Source organism: Sediminibacter sp. Hel_I_10, from assembly GCF_000688335.1.
GTDB lineage: Bacteria > Bacteroidota > Bacteroidia > Flavobacteriales > Flavobacteriaceae > Psychroserpens.
Genome location: NZ_JHZX01000001.1, coordinates 3,823,589 through 3,842,609, shown reverse-complemented (window position 1 = coordinate 3,842,609; position 19,021 = coordinate 3,823,589). Strand labels below are relative to the sequence as shown.

General features: G+C 36.3%; 14 protein-coding genes. 4 read left to right on the top strand and 10 right to left on the bottom strand.

Features of this window, described 5'->3' with window-relative positions; genetic code table 11:
* Positions 1–32: 32 nt before the first annotated feature.
* The 6 genes from yidC to P176_RS19750 form a co-directional block, all read right to left on the bottom strand.
* Positions 33–1,925 carry a membrane protein insertase YidC gene (gene yidC, locus P176_RS0117335; RefSeq protein WP_026755886.1) on the bottom strand — a complete coding sequence of 631 codons (1,893 nt, stop codon included), beginning with the start codon at positions 1,923–1,925 and terminating at the stop codon, positions 33–35.
* 97 nt (positions 1,926–2,022) lie between these two features.
* Entirely contained in the window at positions 2,023–3,663 is a 1,641-nt protein-coding gene (locus tag P176_RS0117330; protein ID WP_026755885.1) for a CTP synthase, read from the bottom strand.
* Positions 3,664–3,823: 160 nt separating this feature from the next.
* Positions 3,824–4,282: a hypothetical protein gene (locus P176_RS0117325; RefSeq protein ID WP_026755884.1), complete on the bottom strand. Its 459-nt coding sequence runs from the start codon at positions 4,280–4,282 to the stop codon at positions 3,824–3,826.
* A 432-nt stretch (positions 4,283–4,714) separates the two neighbouring features.
* Positions 4,715–5,914, bottom strand: coding sequence for an acetyl-CoA carboxylase biotin carboxylase subunit family protein (locus P176_RS0117320; protein WP_026755883.1), 1,200 nt, complete (start codon positions 5,912–5,914; stop codon positions 4,715–4,717).
* Between the two features lie 122 nt (positions 5,915–6,036).
* Positions 6,037–7,452, bottom strand: a complete 1,416-nt coding sequence (locus P176_RS19755; protein ID WP_051605555.1) for a M17 family metallopeptidase — start codon at positions 7,450–7,452, stop codon at positions 6,037–6,039.
* Positions 7,453–7,454: 2 nt separating this feature from the next.
* On the bottom strand, positions 7,455–8,228 hold the full coding sequence (locus tag P176_RS19750; protein ID WP_051605554.1) for an alpha/beta hydrolase: 774 nt from the start codon (positions 8,226–8,228) through the stop codon (positions 7,455–7,457).
* A 244-nt stretch (positions 8,229–8,472) separates the two neighbouring features.
* On the opposite strand from P176_RS19750, the gene P176_RS0117305 reads away from it, so the two are divergent.
* Positions 8,473–9,564: a hypothetical protein gene (locus P176_RS0117305; RefSeq protein WP_026755882.1), complete on the top strand. Its 1,092-nt coding sequence runs from the start codon at positions 8,473–8,475 to the stop codon at positions 9,562–9,564.
* Positions 9,565–9,690: 126 nt separating this feature from the next.
* Here P176_RS0117305 and P176_RS0117300 read toward each other — a convergent pair whose 3' ends face one another.
* The 4 genes from P176_RS0117300 to P176_RS0117285 all read right to left on the bottom strand — a co-directional run bounded on the left by P176_RS0117300 (position 9,691) and on the right by P176_RS0117285 (position 15,469).
* Positions 9,691–11,154: a polysaccharide biosynthesis C-terminal domain-containing protein gene (locus P176_RS0117300; protein ID WP_026755881.1), complete on the bottom strand. Its 1,464-nt coding sequence runs from the start codon at positions 11,152–11,154 to the stop codon at positions 9,691–9,693.
* Positions 11,155–11,207: 53 nt separating this feature from the next.
* A complete protein-coding gene (locus P176_RS0117295; protein ID WP_026755880.1) occupies positions 11,208–12,482 on the bottom strand; it encodes a glycosyltransferase family 4 protein in 1,275 nt (424 codons plus the stop codon).
* Positions 12,483–12,599: 117 nt separating this feature from the next.
* Positions 12,600–15,038, bottom strand: coding sequence for a YfhO family protein (locus P176_RS0117290; RefSeq protein ID WP_026755879.1), 2,439 nt, complete (start codon positions 15,036–15,038; stop codon positions 12,600–12,602).
* Between the two features lie 131 nt (positions 15,039–15,169).
* Entirely contained in the window at positions 15,170–15,469 is a 300-nt protein-coding gene (locus P176_RS0117285) for a DUF4834 family protein (protein WP_369793779.1), read from the bottom strand.
* A gap of 90 nt (positions 15,470–15,559) precedes the next feature.
* Between P176_RS0117285 and P176_RS0117280 the strand changes: the two genes are divergently transcribed.
* Genes P176_RS0117280 through P176_RS0117270 form a run of 3 tightly spaced genes read left to right on the top strand, consistent with a single transcriptional unit; the run spans position 15,560 to position 19,016 of the window.
* Complete coding sequence (locus tag P176_RS0117280; RefSeq protein WP_026755877.1) at positions 15,560–16,534, top strand: transporter; 975 nt, start codon at positions 15,560–15,562, stop codon at positions 16,532–16,534.
* A gap of 12 nt (positions 16,535–16,546) precedes the next feature.
* On the top strand, positions 16,547–17,668 hold the full coding sequence (locus P176_RS0117275) for a GNAT family N-acetyltransferase (RefSeq protein WP_026755876.1): 1,122 nt from the start codon (positions 16,547–16,549) through the stop codon (positions 17,666–17,668).
* A 40-nt stretch (positions 17,669–17,708) separates the two neighbouring features.
* On the top strand, positions 17,709–19,016 hold the full coding sequence (locus tag P176_RS0117270) for an APC family permease (protein ID WP_026755875.1): 1,308 nt from the start codon (positions 17,709–17,711) through the stop codon (positions 19,014–19,016).
* Positions 19,017–19,021 lie beyond the last annotated feature (5 nt).

The following is a 19,021-nucleotide window of genomic DNA, read 5'->3' as shown; positions in this document are numbered from 1 at the left end:
TTATTGAGGAATATATATCAGAAAACAATTAACTATCTTCCTTTCTTCTGCTGTTCGGCTTGCTCCATCATATCTGCCATTTTCTTCTGAAACCTATTTTGTTTTTTAGGCTTTTTCTTATTCATTTGAATCTGCGCATGGATCTTATCTTCATCTAAAATAAAATTCTTGATCACGAGCATGATCCCAATACTAATTAAGTTAGAAATAAAATAATATAAACTCAATCCCGAAGCATATTTATTAAAGAACACCAACATCAACAGCGGGGAGAAATAGATCATGTATTTCATCATTTTCGCCATATCTGGCATTCCTTCTTGTGTAGGTTGTGATGCTGCTTGTTGTCCTGTGGTCATTTTCATGTAAAAGAAAATAGCAATTGCTGCCAATATTGGAAACAAACTCACGTGACTACCATAAAACGGAATAGTGAACGGCAATTGTGCAATCACATCATAAGACGATAAGTCGTCTGCCCAAAGAAAGCTCTTTTGACGCAAAGCGAAAGCCGTTGGAAAAAACATAAATAACGCATAAAATACAGGCAGTTGAATAAGACCAGGCAAACATCCCGCTAGAGGGCTTGCTCCTGCCTTATTTTGTAAGGCCATGGTTTCTTGCTGTGCCTTCATTTTGTTGTCTTTGTGCTTCGCTCTAATTGCATCTAATTCTGGCTTAAGCACCTTCATTTTAGCTTGAGACAAGAACTGCTTATATTGTACAAACGACATCATTAACTTAATAAGAACGGTCATTACAATAATGGCGATACCGTAAGGTAAAAAGCCACTTAAAAAGCTAAATAGCGGAATAAATAAAGATTTATTAATCCACCCAAAAATACCCCATCCAAACGGGATACTTTCATCGAGCTCATAATCGTATTGCTTTAGGATCTTTGAATCTGTTGGGCCAAAGTAAAACTTAAAATTGTTGTTGGCCTCGCCATTTGTAAAAGTTAATGGTAGTTTTGATGTATATTGTTTTGTAAATACAGAATCTACTTCTTCGTCTTCAACTAAATCCATTGTAGAGATTGTTGCAGATTTGAAAGGCTGTTCTGCTACAAGAATAGAACTAAAGAAATGCTGTCTATAAGACAACCATCTGACATCTTCTATAAGTTCTTCCTCAGTACCAGTTTGATTAAGTTTACTGATCTTATCACCGTCATGCATGTAAGTTAATCGCGTATATCTATTTTCATAACTAATGCTTTGATCATGACGGTAAGTTTTAAGTTTCCAGTCCAAATCAATATTTTGAGAGCTGTTGATTACCGAGCCTAAACCTTTAGATCTGATAGAGAAATCCATCATGTAATTATCTGGCTGAAGTTCATAACGGTATTCTAAAAACTGATTGCCAGAAGCCTTCAGTTTCATAGATACCACCGTATTATCTCCGTTTTTAGTGACCGTTGGTTCAAAGAAAAGGTCTTTGGTATTTAAAATACGATTGTCTGCAGTGCCAAAATTGATGTTGAAAAACTCATTACCATCTTGAATAAGATAAATAGGAACCGAGTCATAATCAACGTAGTTCTTTAATTTTACTTCGGAAAGAAATCCACCTTTATTGTTGAATTTTAGCGATAACACGTCGGTTTCAACAGTCGTTTCACTTTCATTAGCCGATGGAAGTGTTGCCGAATAAGCAAAGGCTCCTAATTTATTTTTTAAATTTTCTAGCTGTACTGAATCTGTCCCGTTTCCGTTAGAAAAATCTTCGGCTACAACTACTTTTTCATCTGTATCGCCTTTTTCAGCATTTGCCTTTTTCTCTGCAGCAATCTGTTCTTGCCGCTCTTGTTCTGCTAATTCTTCAGGTGTGGGCTGATTTTTCCACATCATGAAGATTAAAATTCCGAAAATAAGCACAAAGCCTATGATCGATTTTAAGTCAAATTTCTTTTCTTCCATAGTCATTAAATTCAAACATCTCGGTCCCAAAAATATCGGTATATCACCTGAAACGTTTTTAGAGCATATGATTTTTGTTTACCAAAAAACTATCCAACTATTGTTTTTGTGCCATACTGACACTATTTGTATTTGTTTTGAAATCTAATGCAGCTTTTACAAAAGCCACAAAAAGTGGATGCGGATTGGCTACGGTACTCTTATATTCTGGATGATATTGTACACCAATAAACCAGTTACGGTCTGGTACTTCAACAATCTCTACCAAGCCCGTTTCTGGATTGATACCTGAGGCGATCATTCCTGCATCTTCAATTTGAGTTTTAAAACTGTTGTTGAATTCGTAACGATGACGGTGACGCTCTTTGATGCTAGACTGACCATAAATACTATAGGCTAAACTATCTTTTAAAAGGTCACATTCCCAAGAACCCAAACGCATAGTACCTCCCTTATCGATGACGGTTTTTTGAGATTCCATCAAGTCAATTACTGGGTTTTTAGTACGTTCTTCCATTTCAGTTGAATTGGCATCGGCTATAGACAATACATTACGAGCATACTCTATAACTGCCATTTGCATACCTAAGCAAATTCCTAAAAATGGAATATTGCTCTCTCTAACGTATCTTACGGCTTCAATTTTGCCCTCAATACCGCGCTCCCCAAAGCCTGGAGCAACTAGAACACCATGAAGGTGACCTAATTTCTCTGCTACATTTTTGGAAGTAATATATTCGGAATGTATGGATTCTACTTTAACCCTTACCTCGTTTTCTGCTCCGGCATGAATAAATGCTTCTAAAATGGACTTATAAGAATCTTGTAATTCTACATACTTTCCAATGAGTCCGATAGTAACTTCTACGGTAGGATTTTTATGACGACTTAGAAACTGATTCCAATGGGTCAAATCTGGTACAGAACTGTTTAACGCCAATTTTTTAAGCACAACCTTATCCAGACCTTGATCTAACATCAAATTTGGTACGTCGTAAATGGTAGATGCGTCTATAGATTGAATAACCGCTTCCCTACGAACGTTACAAAATTTGGCTAATTTATCCCGTAAATCTTCAGGAAGTTCATGCTCAGTACGGCACACTAAAATATCGGCCATAACGCCGCTTTCCATTAAGGTTTTTACGCTGTGCTGGGTTGGTTTTGTTTTTAATTCACCTGCTGCAGACAAATATGGCACTAAGGTTAAGTGGATAACGATAGCATTATCCTCTCCCAAATCCCACTTCAACTGCCTAACGGCTTCTATATAAGGTAAGGATTCAATATCACCTACAGTACCACCAATCTCGGTAATAACGATATCATAATCTCCAGATTTCCCCAAAATTTGAATACGTCGCTTTATCTCATCAGTTATATGAGGGATAACTTGAACCGTTTTTCCTAAAAACTCACCACGACGTTCCTTATGAATCACACTTTGGTAAATGCGCCCAGTGGTAACGTTATTAGACTGACTGGTTGGCACGTTAAGAAAGCGCTCATAATGACCAAGATCAAGATCGGTTTCTGCACCATCATCTGTCACGTAACACTCCCCATGTTCATATGGATTGAGAGTTCCTGGATCGACGTTAATGTATGGATCTAATTTTTGAATTGTAGTTCTATAACCTTGAGCCTGAAGCAATTTTGCCAAAGAGGCGGCAATTATTCCTTTACCTAATGAAGAGGTTACTCCTCCAGTTACAAAAATGTACTTTGTAGTTGTCATGTTGCGCTGTTAAACGCAGGCAAATTTACAAAATAAATATAGTTATACTGACATAGAACTATAATATTAAAAAGAGAAAAAGATAGCTCAATTATGAAACCCTAAAAAGCGTTGCATTGCAACTTAAAAACTGGAAAATAATTTGAAATAAAAACCTTGACTACTGAAGAATAATTTGATCTGTTTCTACTTGTTTTACTGAAGCTCTAAGTAATTCTATCTGTTTGCTATATAAGCTGTATAGCGTATCTGTAATAGTAGGGTCCTTAAGGACTTCATTTAGGCCTTTGAGGTATTGGCCATCCACGTTGATACCTTCTCGAATGATATCTGCATCTCCTTTAGGAAAAATCAAAGACTTAATATCTGATAGTAACTTAAATAATTTATATTGAATGTTAGAGATTTGTGGAGCAGTTGCTTCCATATTCTCTAATTGGGTTAAGACCTTAAGAATAAAGTCTGTTGTGCATTCCTTACGGTTTTCTAGCCACTTAAAAATGATTTCATTTTTAGTTTGTGACATCAAGTGCTCGTAAGAAGCCTCTGCCTTTAGGCTAGTTAGAAGAATTTTTTGAAGGGTTTCTAAACCGACTTGGTATTTTATACTTGTTCTCATAGTTTACTTTATTATCGATTTCTAAAACATCTTTAAACAAAACTTTTAAGATCATAAATCCTAAAACTCCTAAACCTATCCCTATTGCTAACTCAAACATCCATATATTATTAGGATAACAAATCTCAGTGTTTTATCGTTGAAGTGTGTGTTTTATCGATTTTAACGTTAACCCATTTTTATAATTGAGGTAAGATTTTATTATAAACTTTAAAAAAAAGCCCAAATAGAATACGGGTAAAAAACTCTATAAAAAGATTGATTTATAGCAATTTCTCAGTGAAAAGATAAAAAATAGAAAGGTGAGATACTTATTAATTTAAACCTAGTGCCATTCTTTAACGTGGAAGTCACAACACCTTAATAAGGTTTAGATTAAGGCATATTCACTATCTGTTTAAAAAGATAGTTTAATATAAATTTGAAAGAAGTCTATAACGATTTATCAGGAGCGGGGATGCTGGCGTGAAACTCCTTAGCAATTCTTTGGGTATATTTTTCAAGAAGATCGAATACCTGTTGGCTAGAATCTGACGCCACGATTATGCCGATGTGCCAATCTTTATGCATTTTCCAAACAATTTCAGCGTCTTTAAAATTAGAGGTGTCTGGATGTTCAAAACGACTAAGAGATACAACAATTCCTGCATATTTATTTTTCAATTTAGGAGGACTATAGGATAACCCGCGCAAGTTGGCAGCTTCAATTTTAGCCCATTCTCCCCACAGATTTACGCCAGAAGCGGCTTCAACCATTTCTGCAAGGTTAGCACCACCAACTCTAGAAGAGGTTTCAAGAAAAAACAGTCCACCGGTTGACTTACTTTGAATAAACTCTGTATGTGATGCCCCAAACTGCATTCCGAAGGCTTTCATCACCTGAGCATTCATTTTCTGAAGTGCTTTTTCTGTTTTAGAGCCGATCTCACAAGTTGCTGATCTAAAAATACCGCCGCCGTGAGCCACTTCAAAAGGAGTGTCTAAATATTTACTTACTCTAGAAAACACCACTTTTCCTTCGTTATTGAGACCGTCAACATGATATACATCTCCAGGAGCAAACTTTTCAATTAAATAATTGTCGCGCTCATCTCCCAATCCGTCTACAATTTGCCATAGCTCCTCTTTACTATGAATTTTTTTTATTCCCGTAGCACTGGCTTCCATACGAGGTTTAAGTAACCAAGGTGCCTCCACACGATCTGCGTAAGCATTGATATCATTATCATAAAAAAGCGACGTAAACTCAGGTACATTCACGCCTTCTTCTTTAGCCTTCATGCGCATTGCCAACTTGTCTCTAAAATAATGGGCCGTTGTTCTTCCCATACCTGGTAATCTAAAATGCTCCCGCAGCAAGGCAACTTTTTCCACATCAAAATCATCTAAAGCCACAAAACGATCAAACTTTATGTTTCTAAATTGATAGGCAATCCCTTTTACAACGTCATTTTGATTCCAATCTTCTATGTAAAATACATCGTCTATAGCTTCCCAAGGCCAAGCCTCATGTTCCAATTTCTTTTTGGTTAATAAATACACATGATTCCCATCGGCTTTACAGGTTTTCAAAAAATCAACACCCTTGTAATATGTAGAAATACAGAGAAAATTCAATTGCAGCTTTGACATGTGTTTTTAGTTTAATTAAAGTATTTCATAAATTGATAATCATATTTTTAAATTGATATCATCACCATCTGAATTAAAAATATCAAATAAGATATCCCGTTAAAATTACGAAAAATCTGATATTATTTTGAGACTTTAGACGTTATAAATGCTGTAATCAATTGGATGCCATAACCTGAAGCACTTTTCATTTTAGCATAGGGAGAATCTCCAAAAGAAACTCCAGCAATATCCAAATGCATCCAACGGTAATGTGCGTCTGTAAAAACTTCTAAAAATTTTGCGGCATTGATAGCACCTGCTATGGACTTGCCACTAAAATTTCTAATGTCGGCTATATCAGAGTGAAGATCACTTTCAAAATCCTCATATAATGGCAATTGCCAAACACGTTCATGCACCGTATTTCCTAAGCTGGACATTTCTTCGGCCATCTCTTGGTTTTTGGTAAACATGCCTGCTGCGGAATACCCTAAGGCACGAACAACACCACCGGTTAAAGTTGCCAAATCAATTAAATATGTGGGTTTAAATTTTTGATTTACAAAACTCAAAGCATCTGCTAGAACCAAACGTCCTTCGGCATCGGTATCTATGATTTCAATAGTTTTGCCTGAATACGAATTAATCACATCTCCAGGACGATAGCTGTTACCATCTACTGCATTTTCTGCGGAAGCTACTACTCCAACCACATTAATTTTCAGCTTCAATTTTGCTATAAGCTCAATAACACCCAGTACTACGGCTGCACCTCCCATATCACTTTTCATGTAATGAAGATTGGTTGAGGGTTTAATAGACAGACCTCCAGAATCAAACGTAATGCCCTTGCCTACCAATGCGATATCTACCGCATCTTTTTTTGCACCATAATATTCAGATACGATCACAACTGGTGGGTGAACACTTCCTTTCCCTACGGAAATCACTGCTTCAAACCCCTGATTTTTTAGAGCTTCTCCTTTAATAACAGTGCATTTGTAATTTGAGTTTTCTGCGGAAGACTTTGCCCAATCCCCTAAATATTCCGGAGTTTTGACATTTGGAGGAGCATCAACCAATGATTTTATGCGGTTAATAGTTGCTCCAGTGTACTGACCTTCCTTTAAAATTGTAGCAATGTCTTTAAAACTTGAAACAAATGTTATTGTTGGCGCTTCTTGCTGTTTTATTTCAGATTTAAAAGCAGCAATATGATATGTCGCCATTTCCAAACCAATAACAGCCTTTTTAATATCGTGATGGGTTAAGCTCTCAGCGTATACCTGAATGTTCTTCCCCCAGAATTTTTGAGTTTCAAAAGCTAATTTTCTAAACGCCTCCTCTATTTTGGGAGTGTGCTTATCTCCTCCTAAACCTAAAAGGTAAATTCGATTACCATCAGCGCCATAAAGCAATTGATAGCTTCCAAAAGCGCCGTCAAAATCTGGTTTTTCTATAGGAATATAACTCTTGATTTGATCTATTTCCGAAGCACGGCAAGGGAGAATATAATCTGTTGAAGTCGTTAAGTTTTTAGCTTGCTGGTATGTCATAGTTATGAGTTAAAAAAAAGCCATTTTACGGCCTTAGGAAATTCTTCGCGCCAATGGACTTCCGCATGATTCCCCATTTCATTAATGGAAAAATGAAAATCGATGCGATGGCCTTTGATCATTTTTTCTTTGATAATGCTCCCTAGTTTTTGAGCATTTGGCAGGTGTTCTATACTCTCTTTTCCGCCAGAATAAAGATAAATCTTTGATTCCTCTAACGGCTCAAAAGACTTGGTGTTATTAAAAATAGTTTTAGAGATCCATAAGCTTGGTGAAAAAATCATCATTTTCCCAAATACTCCAGGATTAGAAAGCCCTGCATGAAGACTTATAAGTCCACCCATAGAACTGCCACCAATTCCTGTGTTTTCAAAATCGGTTAAAGTTCTAAAGTTATTGTTAATATAGGGTATCAGGCGCTCAATCATAAATTGGATGTAAAAGTTCCCTTTTCCTTCTCCAAATCTTGGGTGATAATAAGGCAAATACTCATTAATACGTTCCTCTTCACCATGATCAATGGCAATAATTACGATATCGCTCATACCTTCCTCGGCCAATTTTTCCATAGACTTATCTATGGCCCAATCTCCATAGAGAGCTAATGGATTAAATAGATTTTGTCCGTCTTGAAGATATAGTACCGGATAGCGCTTATCGGTTTGATAATAATCGTATGGCAAAACTGCCGATATTTTTCGCGTCGCATTGAGGTGCGGGATTTCGTAGGCTTCCTCAATAACTTCTATGATAGGTGCGAATTCTGTCAATGTCATTATGTTTATTTAGGTAAAAACGAAATTACAGTTTTATCAAATTGAAATGTATAAAACCGAAGATATATATTAACAAAAATTTGATGATTTATTTACATTTCAATGGCTTCTGAATTATATTTTAAGCTTATCGAAACTCAATAAAATATTTTATTCATCTGTATATCAGAAACATAATACTTGATTCGGTTTTTTGGCACGCTAATTGTTTTTATCCTATCGTAACAATTAAAACTTTACGATCATGAAAAAATTAGCAACACTATTTACGGCGATGCTCTTAGTAGTCACAGGAGCGAACGCAACATCTATCGAGACCTCAGATTCAAATTCTTCTAATCGTTATAATAGAGGTTACGGCAATTCTTTCATTTTCGTTGAAGGAGGAGTAGAATTCTCTGTTTTCCCAGATGGTCAATTTGACTTTTACATGCCTAATTATGGCCCAAATGTTAATGTAGGCATTAATACGCCTAACGTCTCCATAAGTTTTAACACTGGATATGATTACAATCCTTACGTGCAGTATGATGATTTTGGTGCCATCGTACAAATTGAAAACGTACCAGTGTTTTATGATTATTATGGTCGTGTTAACCAAGTAGGTGACGTTATTATTAGATATAACAACTTTGACCGTATTAATCGAGTTGGAGGATTATATGTGTATTACAACACACATAGAGCTTTCTCTCACTATACTGGTTTTATCAATGTTTACAACAGAAGTTATGTCTATAGACCTTGGCATAATTATTACGTTGTGCCTGCAAGACAGTATTGTATTGTAAACACAAGACCCTATAGAAGAAATTATGTGCCAGTGAGACATGCGTACTACAGACCTTATGCTAATAATTATAGACAACCAGTACGCGTAAATAGCAGAAGAGGTGCCGTAGCGACTACAGGACGTAGAAATTCTTCTATCAACAATAGATACAGACAAGAAGCAACAGCTTCAACACGAAACCGTTCTGCAGCAAATGCTCCAACGAGACAAACCAATCGTAATGCATCGGTTTCAAGATCAAATAGAAGTAACAACGATAGAGCAGTAAATACTAATACTAGAAGCCGCTCAAACAATACCAGTGCTAACCGATCTTCAAGGACGGTAACACCTAGAACTAATGCCACGAGATCTAAAACCACATCTGTTAGAAAACCAAACAGTTCAAATTCTCGTATATCTCGTAAAGCCGATAATAGAAACACAAGATCTGTAAGAAGTAGTTCATCAAATACTACAAGAAATCGAGGTTCTTTATCTAATGCGCCGGCAAGAAGTAACAAAAATAATAAAAGTGTGAGATCTTCGAGATCACGCTCGTAACCTATTGATTGTTTTGGTTGGTTAGTAGATTGTCCCTTAAGTTGTATGCCTTAAAGCACCTTATGGGACTTTCTCATTGATTCCCGCTTAGGCGGGAATCTTTTTTTATACTAAGAATCCAAAACGCTATTTTGATTTTGGTTTTAAGATCTTTAGAATCATAGACGATATGTCTTCGGAAATGTGAAGCTTTAAAATCACCAATCCATAAACAACACTCACGGCTAAAGATTTCAATAGAATATTTGAATAAGCATCAAAAGGAAATTCCCAGTAGTAAAATAAAAGCGTCAGCGCTGTAATTAAAAGCCCCACCTTTAAAGTTTCCGAAGTAAAAGGAAGCATTTTAAATTTAAGTTTTACAAAGTATATTTTTATTGAATTGTAGATAAAAACCGCTAAAAATGTGGCTAAGGCTGAACCATTTATTCCATATCTAGGAATAAAAAATAGATTGAGAATAACTGCTAAAATAGCGAGTAAGAATCCAAAAATCAATACTACTCTATAGTAGTCGCTATTGAATAATATGGCATTGTTGTTGCCCAACAGATTGTCATACAGTTTCGCAATACTAATTAAAAATACCACGGCTAAACCTCCTCCAAATTTCTCTGGAATAATCTCGTAGAGCTGATTGATATTAAGAACAATCAATAAAAAGACCAAACCACTAACAACAAAGAGCGTTAAAGAACTTCTTTGATATAAATCTTTTAGAGCCACCTTATCCTTAGCATTTAAAAACTGTGCCGTTAAAGGCAAAAGAATTTGATGCATGGCACGTTGCGGTACTGCTATAACTGTGGCAATAAAAACGGCGACACTATAATAGGCTACTTTTTCTAAGTTAATAAAATTATTAAGCATCACTTTATCCAAGTCCAAAATCAAGGTAGAAACAGAACCAGCGACAATGATTAAGGTAGAATATTTAATAATAGAGCTTAATTTATCTATGCGATCAAACTTAAACACGGGTAGTCGTTTACTAAAGGCATAGAGCATCATAATAAACGTTCGCAGCACATAGGTACCAACTAGGCCAATGATAAATTGATCCGCCGAAATCCATTCAAAATACACCGCGAATAATAAGAGCATTGCTCCCACTCTATGAAACACTTCTTTCATAAAGTTTCCAAAAACAGTTTGCATTTGCACTTTTACCCAACCATAGAATATCTCGAAATACGCCATAGACAAGGCCGTGATAAAAATATACCATAAATAATGACCTACAATCTCATTTTTTGTAGAGATAATGCCTGCAATAGCATCATATGCTATATAACCAATTAGGCCGACAGGGATTGTAAGTGCTAAGGGCAAAAACAACATTAATGTTAAAAAACTGTTGAGTGAATTTTTGGTTCTAAGCGAAGAATAAAATTTAACAATGGTATTGTGTGCGCCAAAAGCCATGAGCGGCATCATGATATTGGCTGCAGAAAGAATATAGGCTATAAGGCCGTAGTAAACATCACTTATAAAATTAGTATACAGAAATAAAGTACTCACAGCGCCAAGACCAAAACCAAGGTAAGTGGTTATGGTATTACTAAACGATTGCTTGATAACGATGCCCATGTGCTCTTAAAACAAAATCTCTACTATTTGTATCACCATACTTTGATCTATTACTAAACGAGTTTAGCTAGTTCTGCAGTCAATGATTTACGTGTGAATTGATCCAAATTTCTTGCATTTACAAATAGAGAATTGGTTTTATAAGCCTCAAAATACAATAAAATCTGAGACTTCATCTGTTGTTTTTGATCGTAGTAATAATAGCCGCCTGTATTTGTGTTTCTCAAAATACGTTCCACATCGGTGTCTTTGGGACCGACCGCTAAGATAGGTGTGCCTGAAGCCATGTATTCAAAAAATTTCCCTGGAATAATTACTTTGGTGTCTTCAGAGTCTATTTCTACCATGAGCAATACGCGAGAAGTCATTTGCGCTATAACAGCCTCTTTATGTGACACATATCCTATATTTTTAACGTAATCACTTAATCCGAGATGGTGGAGAGACTCAAGAACCGCTTCACTCGTAATGCCTATGAGCTTAAGCTCAAATTTATCCTTAAACTCAGGATGTTCTGCGATGAGCTCTGCTATTGCTTCCCATAATTTTAGAGGGTTACGTTCTGACAGTAAAGATCCTATATGAGACAGTGTGAATTGATCATCTTTAGCAGGTTGGTCTTGTATTACCTTGTCGTAACCATTAGTAATTACCGTAATTGGGCTATCTGTTTTTAATACAAATTCTTTTTTAGTATTGTCACTGGTCACAATAATATGATCTGCAGATTGCAATACTTTACGTTCTAATTGCAGGTGTTTTTCTTGAGAAGAATTTGTTAGTTTCAATTGTTTGTGATAGCCTATCGTGGTCCATGGATCTCTAAAATCTGCCAGCCATTTGATTCCAAATTTCGCTTTTAATTCCAAACCAATCAAATGGAGACTGTGCGGTGGGCCAGATGTGATGAGCGTATCTATTTGATGTTGGCTCAAATACTCTGAAAGAAATGCTACGGAAGGTTTTATCCAATTTTTTCTTGCATCGGGAATAAAAAAATTACCTCTCACGTAAAGCATTAGTTTTTGAACCCATGTTTGATTATGAGGTTTAGGAATTACGCCAGAACTAATTTTTTTCGATTTCTTTTGAGAGAGCACCTTAGCGAAACGATAAGGCTCGTTAATGGGTTGCTTCAATACCTGAACCGTATTGGGAATCTCATGAAGTAAACTTTCGTCTACAATTGGATAACTAGGGTTTTCAGGACAATACACAATGGGATCCACGCCATAGTCTGGAAGGTATTTTACAAATTTGAGCCAACGTTGCACTCCTGGACCTCCAGCAGGTGGCCAATAATATGTAATAATGAGTGCTTTTTTCATATTGAACTTTTGCTGGAGTAAGACCTCTTTTTAAAGCTAAGGCTAAACCCTTATGCTGATTTATTTGAAAACAATAGCACAAATATCTCAAAAAAGACCTCTTGATTGAGCCTTATGCTATTCCCTTTTTCGTTTAATGTTCAGAAAAATTCCGCCAATCATTAAGAGCCCAAGTAACACCGAACTGGCTAAAGCAATTTTACTTCCTGTTTGAACGACTTGTGGCTCAAATTTGAATTCAATAACATGATTTCCTTTAGGAATAGGCATGCCTCTTAAGGTATAATCCACTCGATAATGGGGGACTTCTTTACCGTCGAGGTAAGAAGTCCATCCTTTCGAATAATACATTTCCGAAAACACTGCAAACCCATCATTAGGATTACTGCTTTTATAGGAGAGGGCATTAGGTTGATGATTTGTCAACCTAATGGTCGCTGTAGAATCTGAAATAAATTGTTCTGTTTTCAATTCTGAAACCGTCGTCACCGCTTTTCTTTTCGTATTCAGGCTATCAAGAGCTAAAATTTCGGCATTGGCAGAATTCAAGAGTTCTATTTCAGAAACAAACCAAGCATTGCCATTGGGACTGGTATAATTGGTGCTCGCAGTAACCTGTCCAGACTCATCCTCAACAATCACGTATTTCGTATTGAACATATCTAAAACTTCCACATTATTCTTAGCAATATGAAAATCATAAATTTCATCAAATCGTTTCAACTTCGCGGCATGATACCCGCTTAAAGAGTTATGAAAATAAGCTGCTCTGGCTGGCATTCGACTGGCTTGAGAGACATCAAGAACTCTAAAATAATCCTTGTCCTCCATAATCTTTTTATCTGCAGCATTGGCCTGATAAGGCTTATTTACCTGTAGTGATGATACAAAATTATCGGTATTGACATAACGACGATCAACGCCTACCAAATCAAAAAGAATCAACAATGCAAAAATTCCTATCACTAAATTTTGACCTATTTTTTTCTTTAAAAACATAAAGATGGCCCCAGCAGATAGTAGTACCAAAATCAATGTTCTCAGGGTGTCTTGCGTAAAAAAGCTTTTTCGATCTTCTTTAAGAGCATCTACAAAAGCTTGGCCGTATTCGCCGTAAGCGTTTCTGTAGTAACCATCGTTGGCACCAACAAAATCGAACATTGCAGATTTGAAAAGCAAAAACATAAGGGCGAGTCCGGCACAAATGGCTGCGGAAATTTTAAGTGCCTTCAACTTTTTATCATCACTTTCAAAATCATTAAAAAGCTTGACTAATCCAAAAATTGCCAACACAGGAATACATAGCTCTAATACGACTTGAATGGAACTTACCGCTCTAAACTTATTGTAAAGTGGCACATAATCGATAAAGAAATTTGTCAAAAACGCAAATGGAGCACTATCTCCATAAGATAGAATAAGTGAAAATACTGTACCGCCCACAAGCCACCATTTTAAACGCCCTTTAACCATAAATAACGCGAATACAAACAAAAACAGCACAACAGCTCCAATATAGGCTGGTGCTTCAACTATGGTTTGCTCACCCCAATATGTAGGGGTGTTTTTAACTTCTTGTAAGGCCTGTGTAGGATTAGCACCTATGTTTTTATAAAATTCATAAGAAGCAGAGTCTTTACCAACGTCTTCTCCACTACCACCGCCTAAAAACCTCGGAATGTACAGATTGAAGGTTTCGAGCAACCCGTAACTATACTCTGTAATGTAATCTTTACTCAATCCTGAGGTCACCTCTTTAGGAGACCCATCGGCATTAATGGTCAAATCGCTTTGTCCGCGTGTACTTTCTTTGACATACTGCTGCGTCGCCATGAGATTGGTCGCATTTAAACCTATGGCAATAATGGCAGCAACAGCCATAATCCCAACAGATTTAAAAAAATGTGGCAACGCCTGTTTCTTAAATGCATCAATCAAATAAGCCATCCCTAAAATGATTACCAAAAACAGCAAGTAATAGGTCATCTGCGGATGATTAGCGACCAGTTCTAACCCCAAGGCTACGGCGGTTAATAAAAACCCAAAAATATATTTCTTTCGAAACGTAAGAACAATACCACTCAAAACCAAAGGCATGTAAGCAATGGCATGCGCTTTACTGTTGTGCCCCACTCCTAAAATAATAATGAGGTAGGTTGAAAAACCAAAAGCCAAGGCTCCGAGAGCCGCCAATTTGAAGTCAACCTTTAATGCCAATAACAGGATGTAAAAACCTAATAAATAAATAAATAGATAATCTGCGGGACGTGGTAAAAAACGTAAAGTGAGATCTAACTTTTTAATATAATTATGTGGATATCTAGCACCCAATTGATAGGTAGGCATGCCTCCAAAAGCACTATTGGTCCAATAGGTTTCTGTTCCTGTAGAGGCTTTAAATTCCTTTTGTTGCTCAGCCATACCAATGTAGTGCATGATATCACTTTGCAGAATCTCTTTGCCTTGTAATACTGGACTAAAATAAGCTAATGAAATAATAATAAATCCTACAACAACAAGAACATGCGGTAGGATTTTTTTAAAAGGTAAGGACATGAAAGCTAGTTAAATATGTTGAAAGATGAAATGTAATCAATATTTGGGAAAATCCCCTTTAACAGTATTAAAAAGGATGACATCTAATCGTCTTTCCAAAAAAAGTCAAACCTCGAAACAAAAGCTCGATTTCAATCAATCTCTTCATAATCAATATATTCACCCACGGTCTTATCTGATTCTTGATGAGACTTAGGAACTTTATCAATTATGGTTTCTCCTTCTTTCTTTTGTTGGGTGCGCTGTCTTTGTTGCTGCTGAAATTGGCCACCAAAACGCTCCTGCATTTTTTTAGACATGTATCGCAAAAAATATGGTGCAAACAATCTCGCTAAGATTTTTACACCATAGTATATTAATAAAATAATTAATATCGTTCTCAAAAACCCCATTAAAGACGCGGTTTGTAGCATGACTTCAATTTTGCTCAAAAATACAATTATCTGTTTTTAAAATGTAGTATAAATACTTAAAAATTGTTTAAAATCTCTATATTTGACCTTCATCGAAACCCTACACTTATGTTAAAGACTTTACTGCCTGCACTCCTATTCCTCGTGTCGTACCTTGGTTTTGCACAGTATACAGATGTGATCAACTCCAATAGACCTGGTGTTTCAAAAAGTGCATTTTCTGTGGGCACCAATGTGCTTCAATTTGAAGTAGGCCCTTATATTGTAAAAGAAGAGCATACACCTCTTAAATATGAGGTCTCAGGGTTTGGAGCAGATTTTACGGCACGTTACGGATTGTTCTTTGAGGAGTTAGAAATCAATATTGAAGGGATTTATCAAAATGATACCTTTACCGATAATCGATCTTTGATTAGTGCCGATACCAAAAGGTCTAATTTTAAAAATTTCACTATTGGAGCTAAATACTTGATTTATGATCCCTACAAAAAGGCAGGAGAAGAAAAGCCTAATTTATATAGTTATTATGCCAATAGAGGATTTAAATGGAAATCACTAATACCTGCGATCTCCATCTATGGTGGTGCTAATTTTGATACAGCAGACAATCCTTACACTGCGCCTGGTGTAGAAGGTTTTAGTCCAAAAGTGATGATTGCAACCCAAAATAATTTTTCTGGTGGCTGGGTTTTAGTCATGAATTTTCTTAAAGATAGAATAGGCACAGACTACTCAGACTTTCAATACATCGTGACACTTACACATTCCTTTAATCCTCAATGGGTGATTTTTGCTGAAACGCAAGGCATCCAAAGCGATTTTTATGCAGACAATCTCTTTCGTTTTGGAGGCGGTTATTTAATGAGTAAGAATTTCCAGTTAGATACCGCTTTAACGTTCAATGCAAAAGACACTCCATCAGTTTTTGGTGTCAATTTTGGCGCATCCTACCGCTTTGATTTTCATCAGGATAAAGAAATTGACAATGGCAACTCTGTGGAGGATGCCGATAAAAGAAAACCAAAAACTAAAAAGGGCAAAAAGAAAAGAACAAATGACGTTGATGATGACGGCAGCCTTTAAGTCCGAAATACTATGATTGAAGTAAAAGAAATCCAGTCTAAAAAGGAACTTACCCAATTTGTAAAATTTCCTTTTAAAATCTATAAAAATTCTAAATATTGGGTTCCACCAATAATCAAACAAGAATTAGAGACCTTTGATAAAAGCAAAAACCCTATTTTTCAAGATGCCGAAGCGCGTTTTTTCCTAGCATTTAAAGATGGTGAACTTGTAGGTCGCATTGCCGCAATTATCAATTGGTTAGAAGTCAAAGAGCAGCAACAAAAGAAAATGCGTTTTGGATGGTTTGACTTCATCGATGACCTTGACGTTTCTAAAGCACTTCTTGCTGAAGTAGAACGTATAGGAAAAGAAAATCAATTAGAATTTACGGAAGGGCCAGTTGGATTTTCAAACCTTGATAAGGTTGGCGTCATGACCGAAGGTTTCGACTCTATCGCACCAATGATTACATGGTACAATGACCCCTATTATATAGATCATTATAAAGCGCATGGGTACGTTATTGAAAAACACTATTCTGAAAGCACCTTCCCGTTTGCCAATGTTAAGCCCGAGACTTTTAAAAAAGCACAAGAGCTCATCAAGAGACGCTACGGACTTAAAGCATTGGTCTTTACCAAAACGGAAGAGGTCATGCCTTATGCCGATAAAATGTTTGACTTGTTTAATGCCACCTACTCATCTTTAGCTTCATTTGTTGCTATTACAGATGTTCAAAAGGAGTATTTCAAACAAAAATTCATCAGTTTTGTAAATCCAGAATACATCAAATTTGTGGTTGACAAAGATGATGAACTTGTTGGTTTTGCTATTGTGATGCCAGCCTTTGCTAAAGCTTTGAAAAAGGCAAACGGCAAGCTTTTTCCTTTTGGGTTCAGTTATATTTTGAATGCGAAAAAGAATAGTAAAGACGTTATTTTTTACCTTATCGGGATCCATCCTGAGTACCAGAACAAAGGTGTTCATGCTGTGATCTTTAATGAGTATTACGAAACGTTTACAGAAAAGGGGATTCAGACCTGTTTTAGAACTCCCGAATTAGAGGATAATGAAGCGATTCACAAAATCTGGAAACACTTTGATCCCAAAGTATATAAACGTAGAAAAACCTTAAGAAAATCACTTATTTAGACTTTATTTTCTGAATAAAATCATTTCATCAAAAAGACTGATGGGCAACGATAAAATCAAACTAAAAGACGCCATGGCCATTGGAATTGGCGGGATGGTAGGTGGCGGTATATTTGCCGTTCTTGGTTTAGCTGTCTCCTTATCTAAGGGTGCAACACCCGTTGCCTTCTTATTTGCAGGCATTGTTGCCTTTATCACCTCTTACAGTTATGTAAAATTGACTTTGACCTACCCCGATAAAGGTGGAACTGTAAAGTATATTAATGAAGGCTTCGGTAAAACAATCTTTAGCGGCGGTATCAATAACCTTCTTTGGGTAAGTTACATCATCATGCTGTCTTTATATGCTTCGGCATTTGGATCTTATGCTCCCAATCTTTTTGATATCACAGGAAGCCAAACTATAGACACGCATATTTACTCTAGTGCCATTGTTATCTTGGCAACCCTAATTAACTATTACAGCATTAAAGTGGTGAGCAGAATTGAATCTTATTCGGTAGCTATAAAATTGATAATTCTTATCGCTTTTATCGGGATTGGTATTTATGGACTCTTCGGAAATGCAAACACTTCACAACTTATGGTCTCTAATTGGGAAAGTCCGATGCAAATCCTAACTGCAGGAATGGTGATTTTTGTAGCTTATGAAGGCTTTGAGCTTATAGCGAATTCTGGATCAGACCTCATTAACCCTAAGAAAAACATTCCAAAGGCTTATTACTACTCCATTGGCTTTGTGATTTTACTTTATATCATTATTTCTATAGTTACAGTTGGTTCACTCTCCTTTGATACCATCAAATCTTCCCAAGAGTATGTCCTCGCCGAAGCCTCAAAACCCATGTTGGGACAAGCCGGATTTACAGTAATGACGATAGCTGCCTTGATTTCTACATTTTCAGCAATAAATGCTTCGCTTTATGGTGGTAGTCGTGTAAGTTATGTTATTGCGGAAGATGATGAATTACCTCATGAGCTCACTAGCCAACTCTGGAACCAACCCATCGGGTTAATCATTACAGCAGTAGCCACCTTAACATTGGTTAATCTATTAAACTTGGAAAGCATATCTACGGCTGGTAGCGTCGGGTTCCTTATTGTTTTTTCTGCAGTAAACTATACAGGCTTTAAAATTCATGATAAAATTGGCGCCAATAGATGGGTTCCTTTATTTGGATTTGTACTGTGCATCATATCATTAGTAGTATTGATATTTCAGCAATTTAAAAGCAATCCAACAGGAGTTATTGTAGCCCTTTCGATAGTTGGCGTATGTTTCTTCGTCGAATTTATTTACAAACATTTTTTTAATACAACAGAAAAAAAACCGATAAACTCTAAATGAGATTA

Bases quoted from the DNA above. Each gene is read 5' to 3' on its own strand.
- yidC (WP_026755886.1), bottom strand. From the start codon at position 1,925: ATGGAAGAAAAGAAATTTGACTTAAAATCGATCATAGGCTTTGTGCTT.
- P176_RS0117330 (WP_026755885.1), bottom strand. From the start codon at position 3,663: ATGACAACTACAAAGTACATTTTTGTAACTGGAGGAGTAACCTCTTCA.
- P176_RS0117325 (WP_026755884.1), bottom strand. From the start codon at position 4,282: ATGAGAACAAGTATAAAATACCAAGTCGGTTTAGAAACCCTTCAAAAA.
- P176_RS0117320 (WP_026755883.1), bottom strand. From the start codon at position 5,914: ATGTCAAAGCTGCAATTGAATTTTCTCTGTATTTCTACATATTACAAG.
- P176_RS19755 (WP_051605555.1), bottom strand. From the start codon at position 7,452: ATGACATACCAGCAAGCTAAAAACTTAACGACTTCAACAGATTATATT.
- P176_RS19750 (WP_051605554.1), bottom strand. From the start codon at position 8,228: ATGACATTGACAGAATTCGCACCTATCATAGAAGTTATTGAGGAAGCC.
- P176_RS0117305 (WP_026755882.1), top strand. From the start codon at position 8,473: ATGAAAAAATTAGCAACACTATTTACGGCGATGCTCTTAGTAGTCACA.
- P176_RS0117300 (WP_026755881.1), bottom strand. From the start codon at position 11,154: ATGGGCATCGTTATCAAGCAATCGTTTAGTAATACCATAACCACTTAC.
- P176_RS0117295 (WP_026755880.1), bottom strand. From the start codon at position 12,482: ATGAAAAAAGCACTCATTATTACATATTATTGGCCACCTGCTGGAGGT.
- P176_RS0117290 (WP_026755879.1), bottom strand. From the start codon at position 15,038: ATGTCCTTACCTTTTAAAAAAATCCTACCGCATGTTCTTGTTGTTGTA.
- P176_RS0117280 (WP_026755877.1), top strand. From the start codon at position 15,560: ATGTTAAAGACTTTACTGCCTGCACTCCTATTCCTCGTGTCGTACCTT.
- P176_RS0117275 (WP_026755876.1), top strand. From the start codon at position 16,547: ATGATTGAAGTAAAAGAAATCCAGTCTAAAAAGGAACTTACCCAATTT.
- P176_RS0117270 (WP_026755875.1), top strand. From the start codon at position 17,709: ATGGGCAACGATAAAATCAAACTAAAAGACGCCATGGCCATTGGAATT.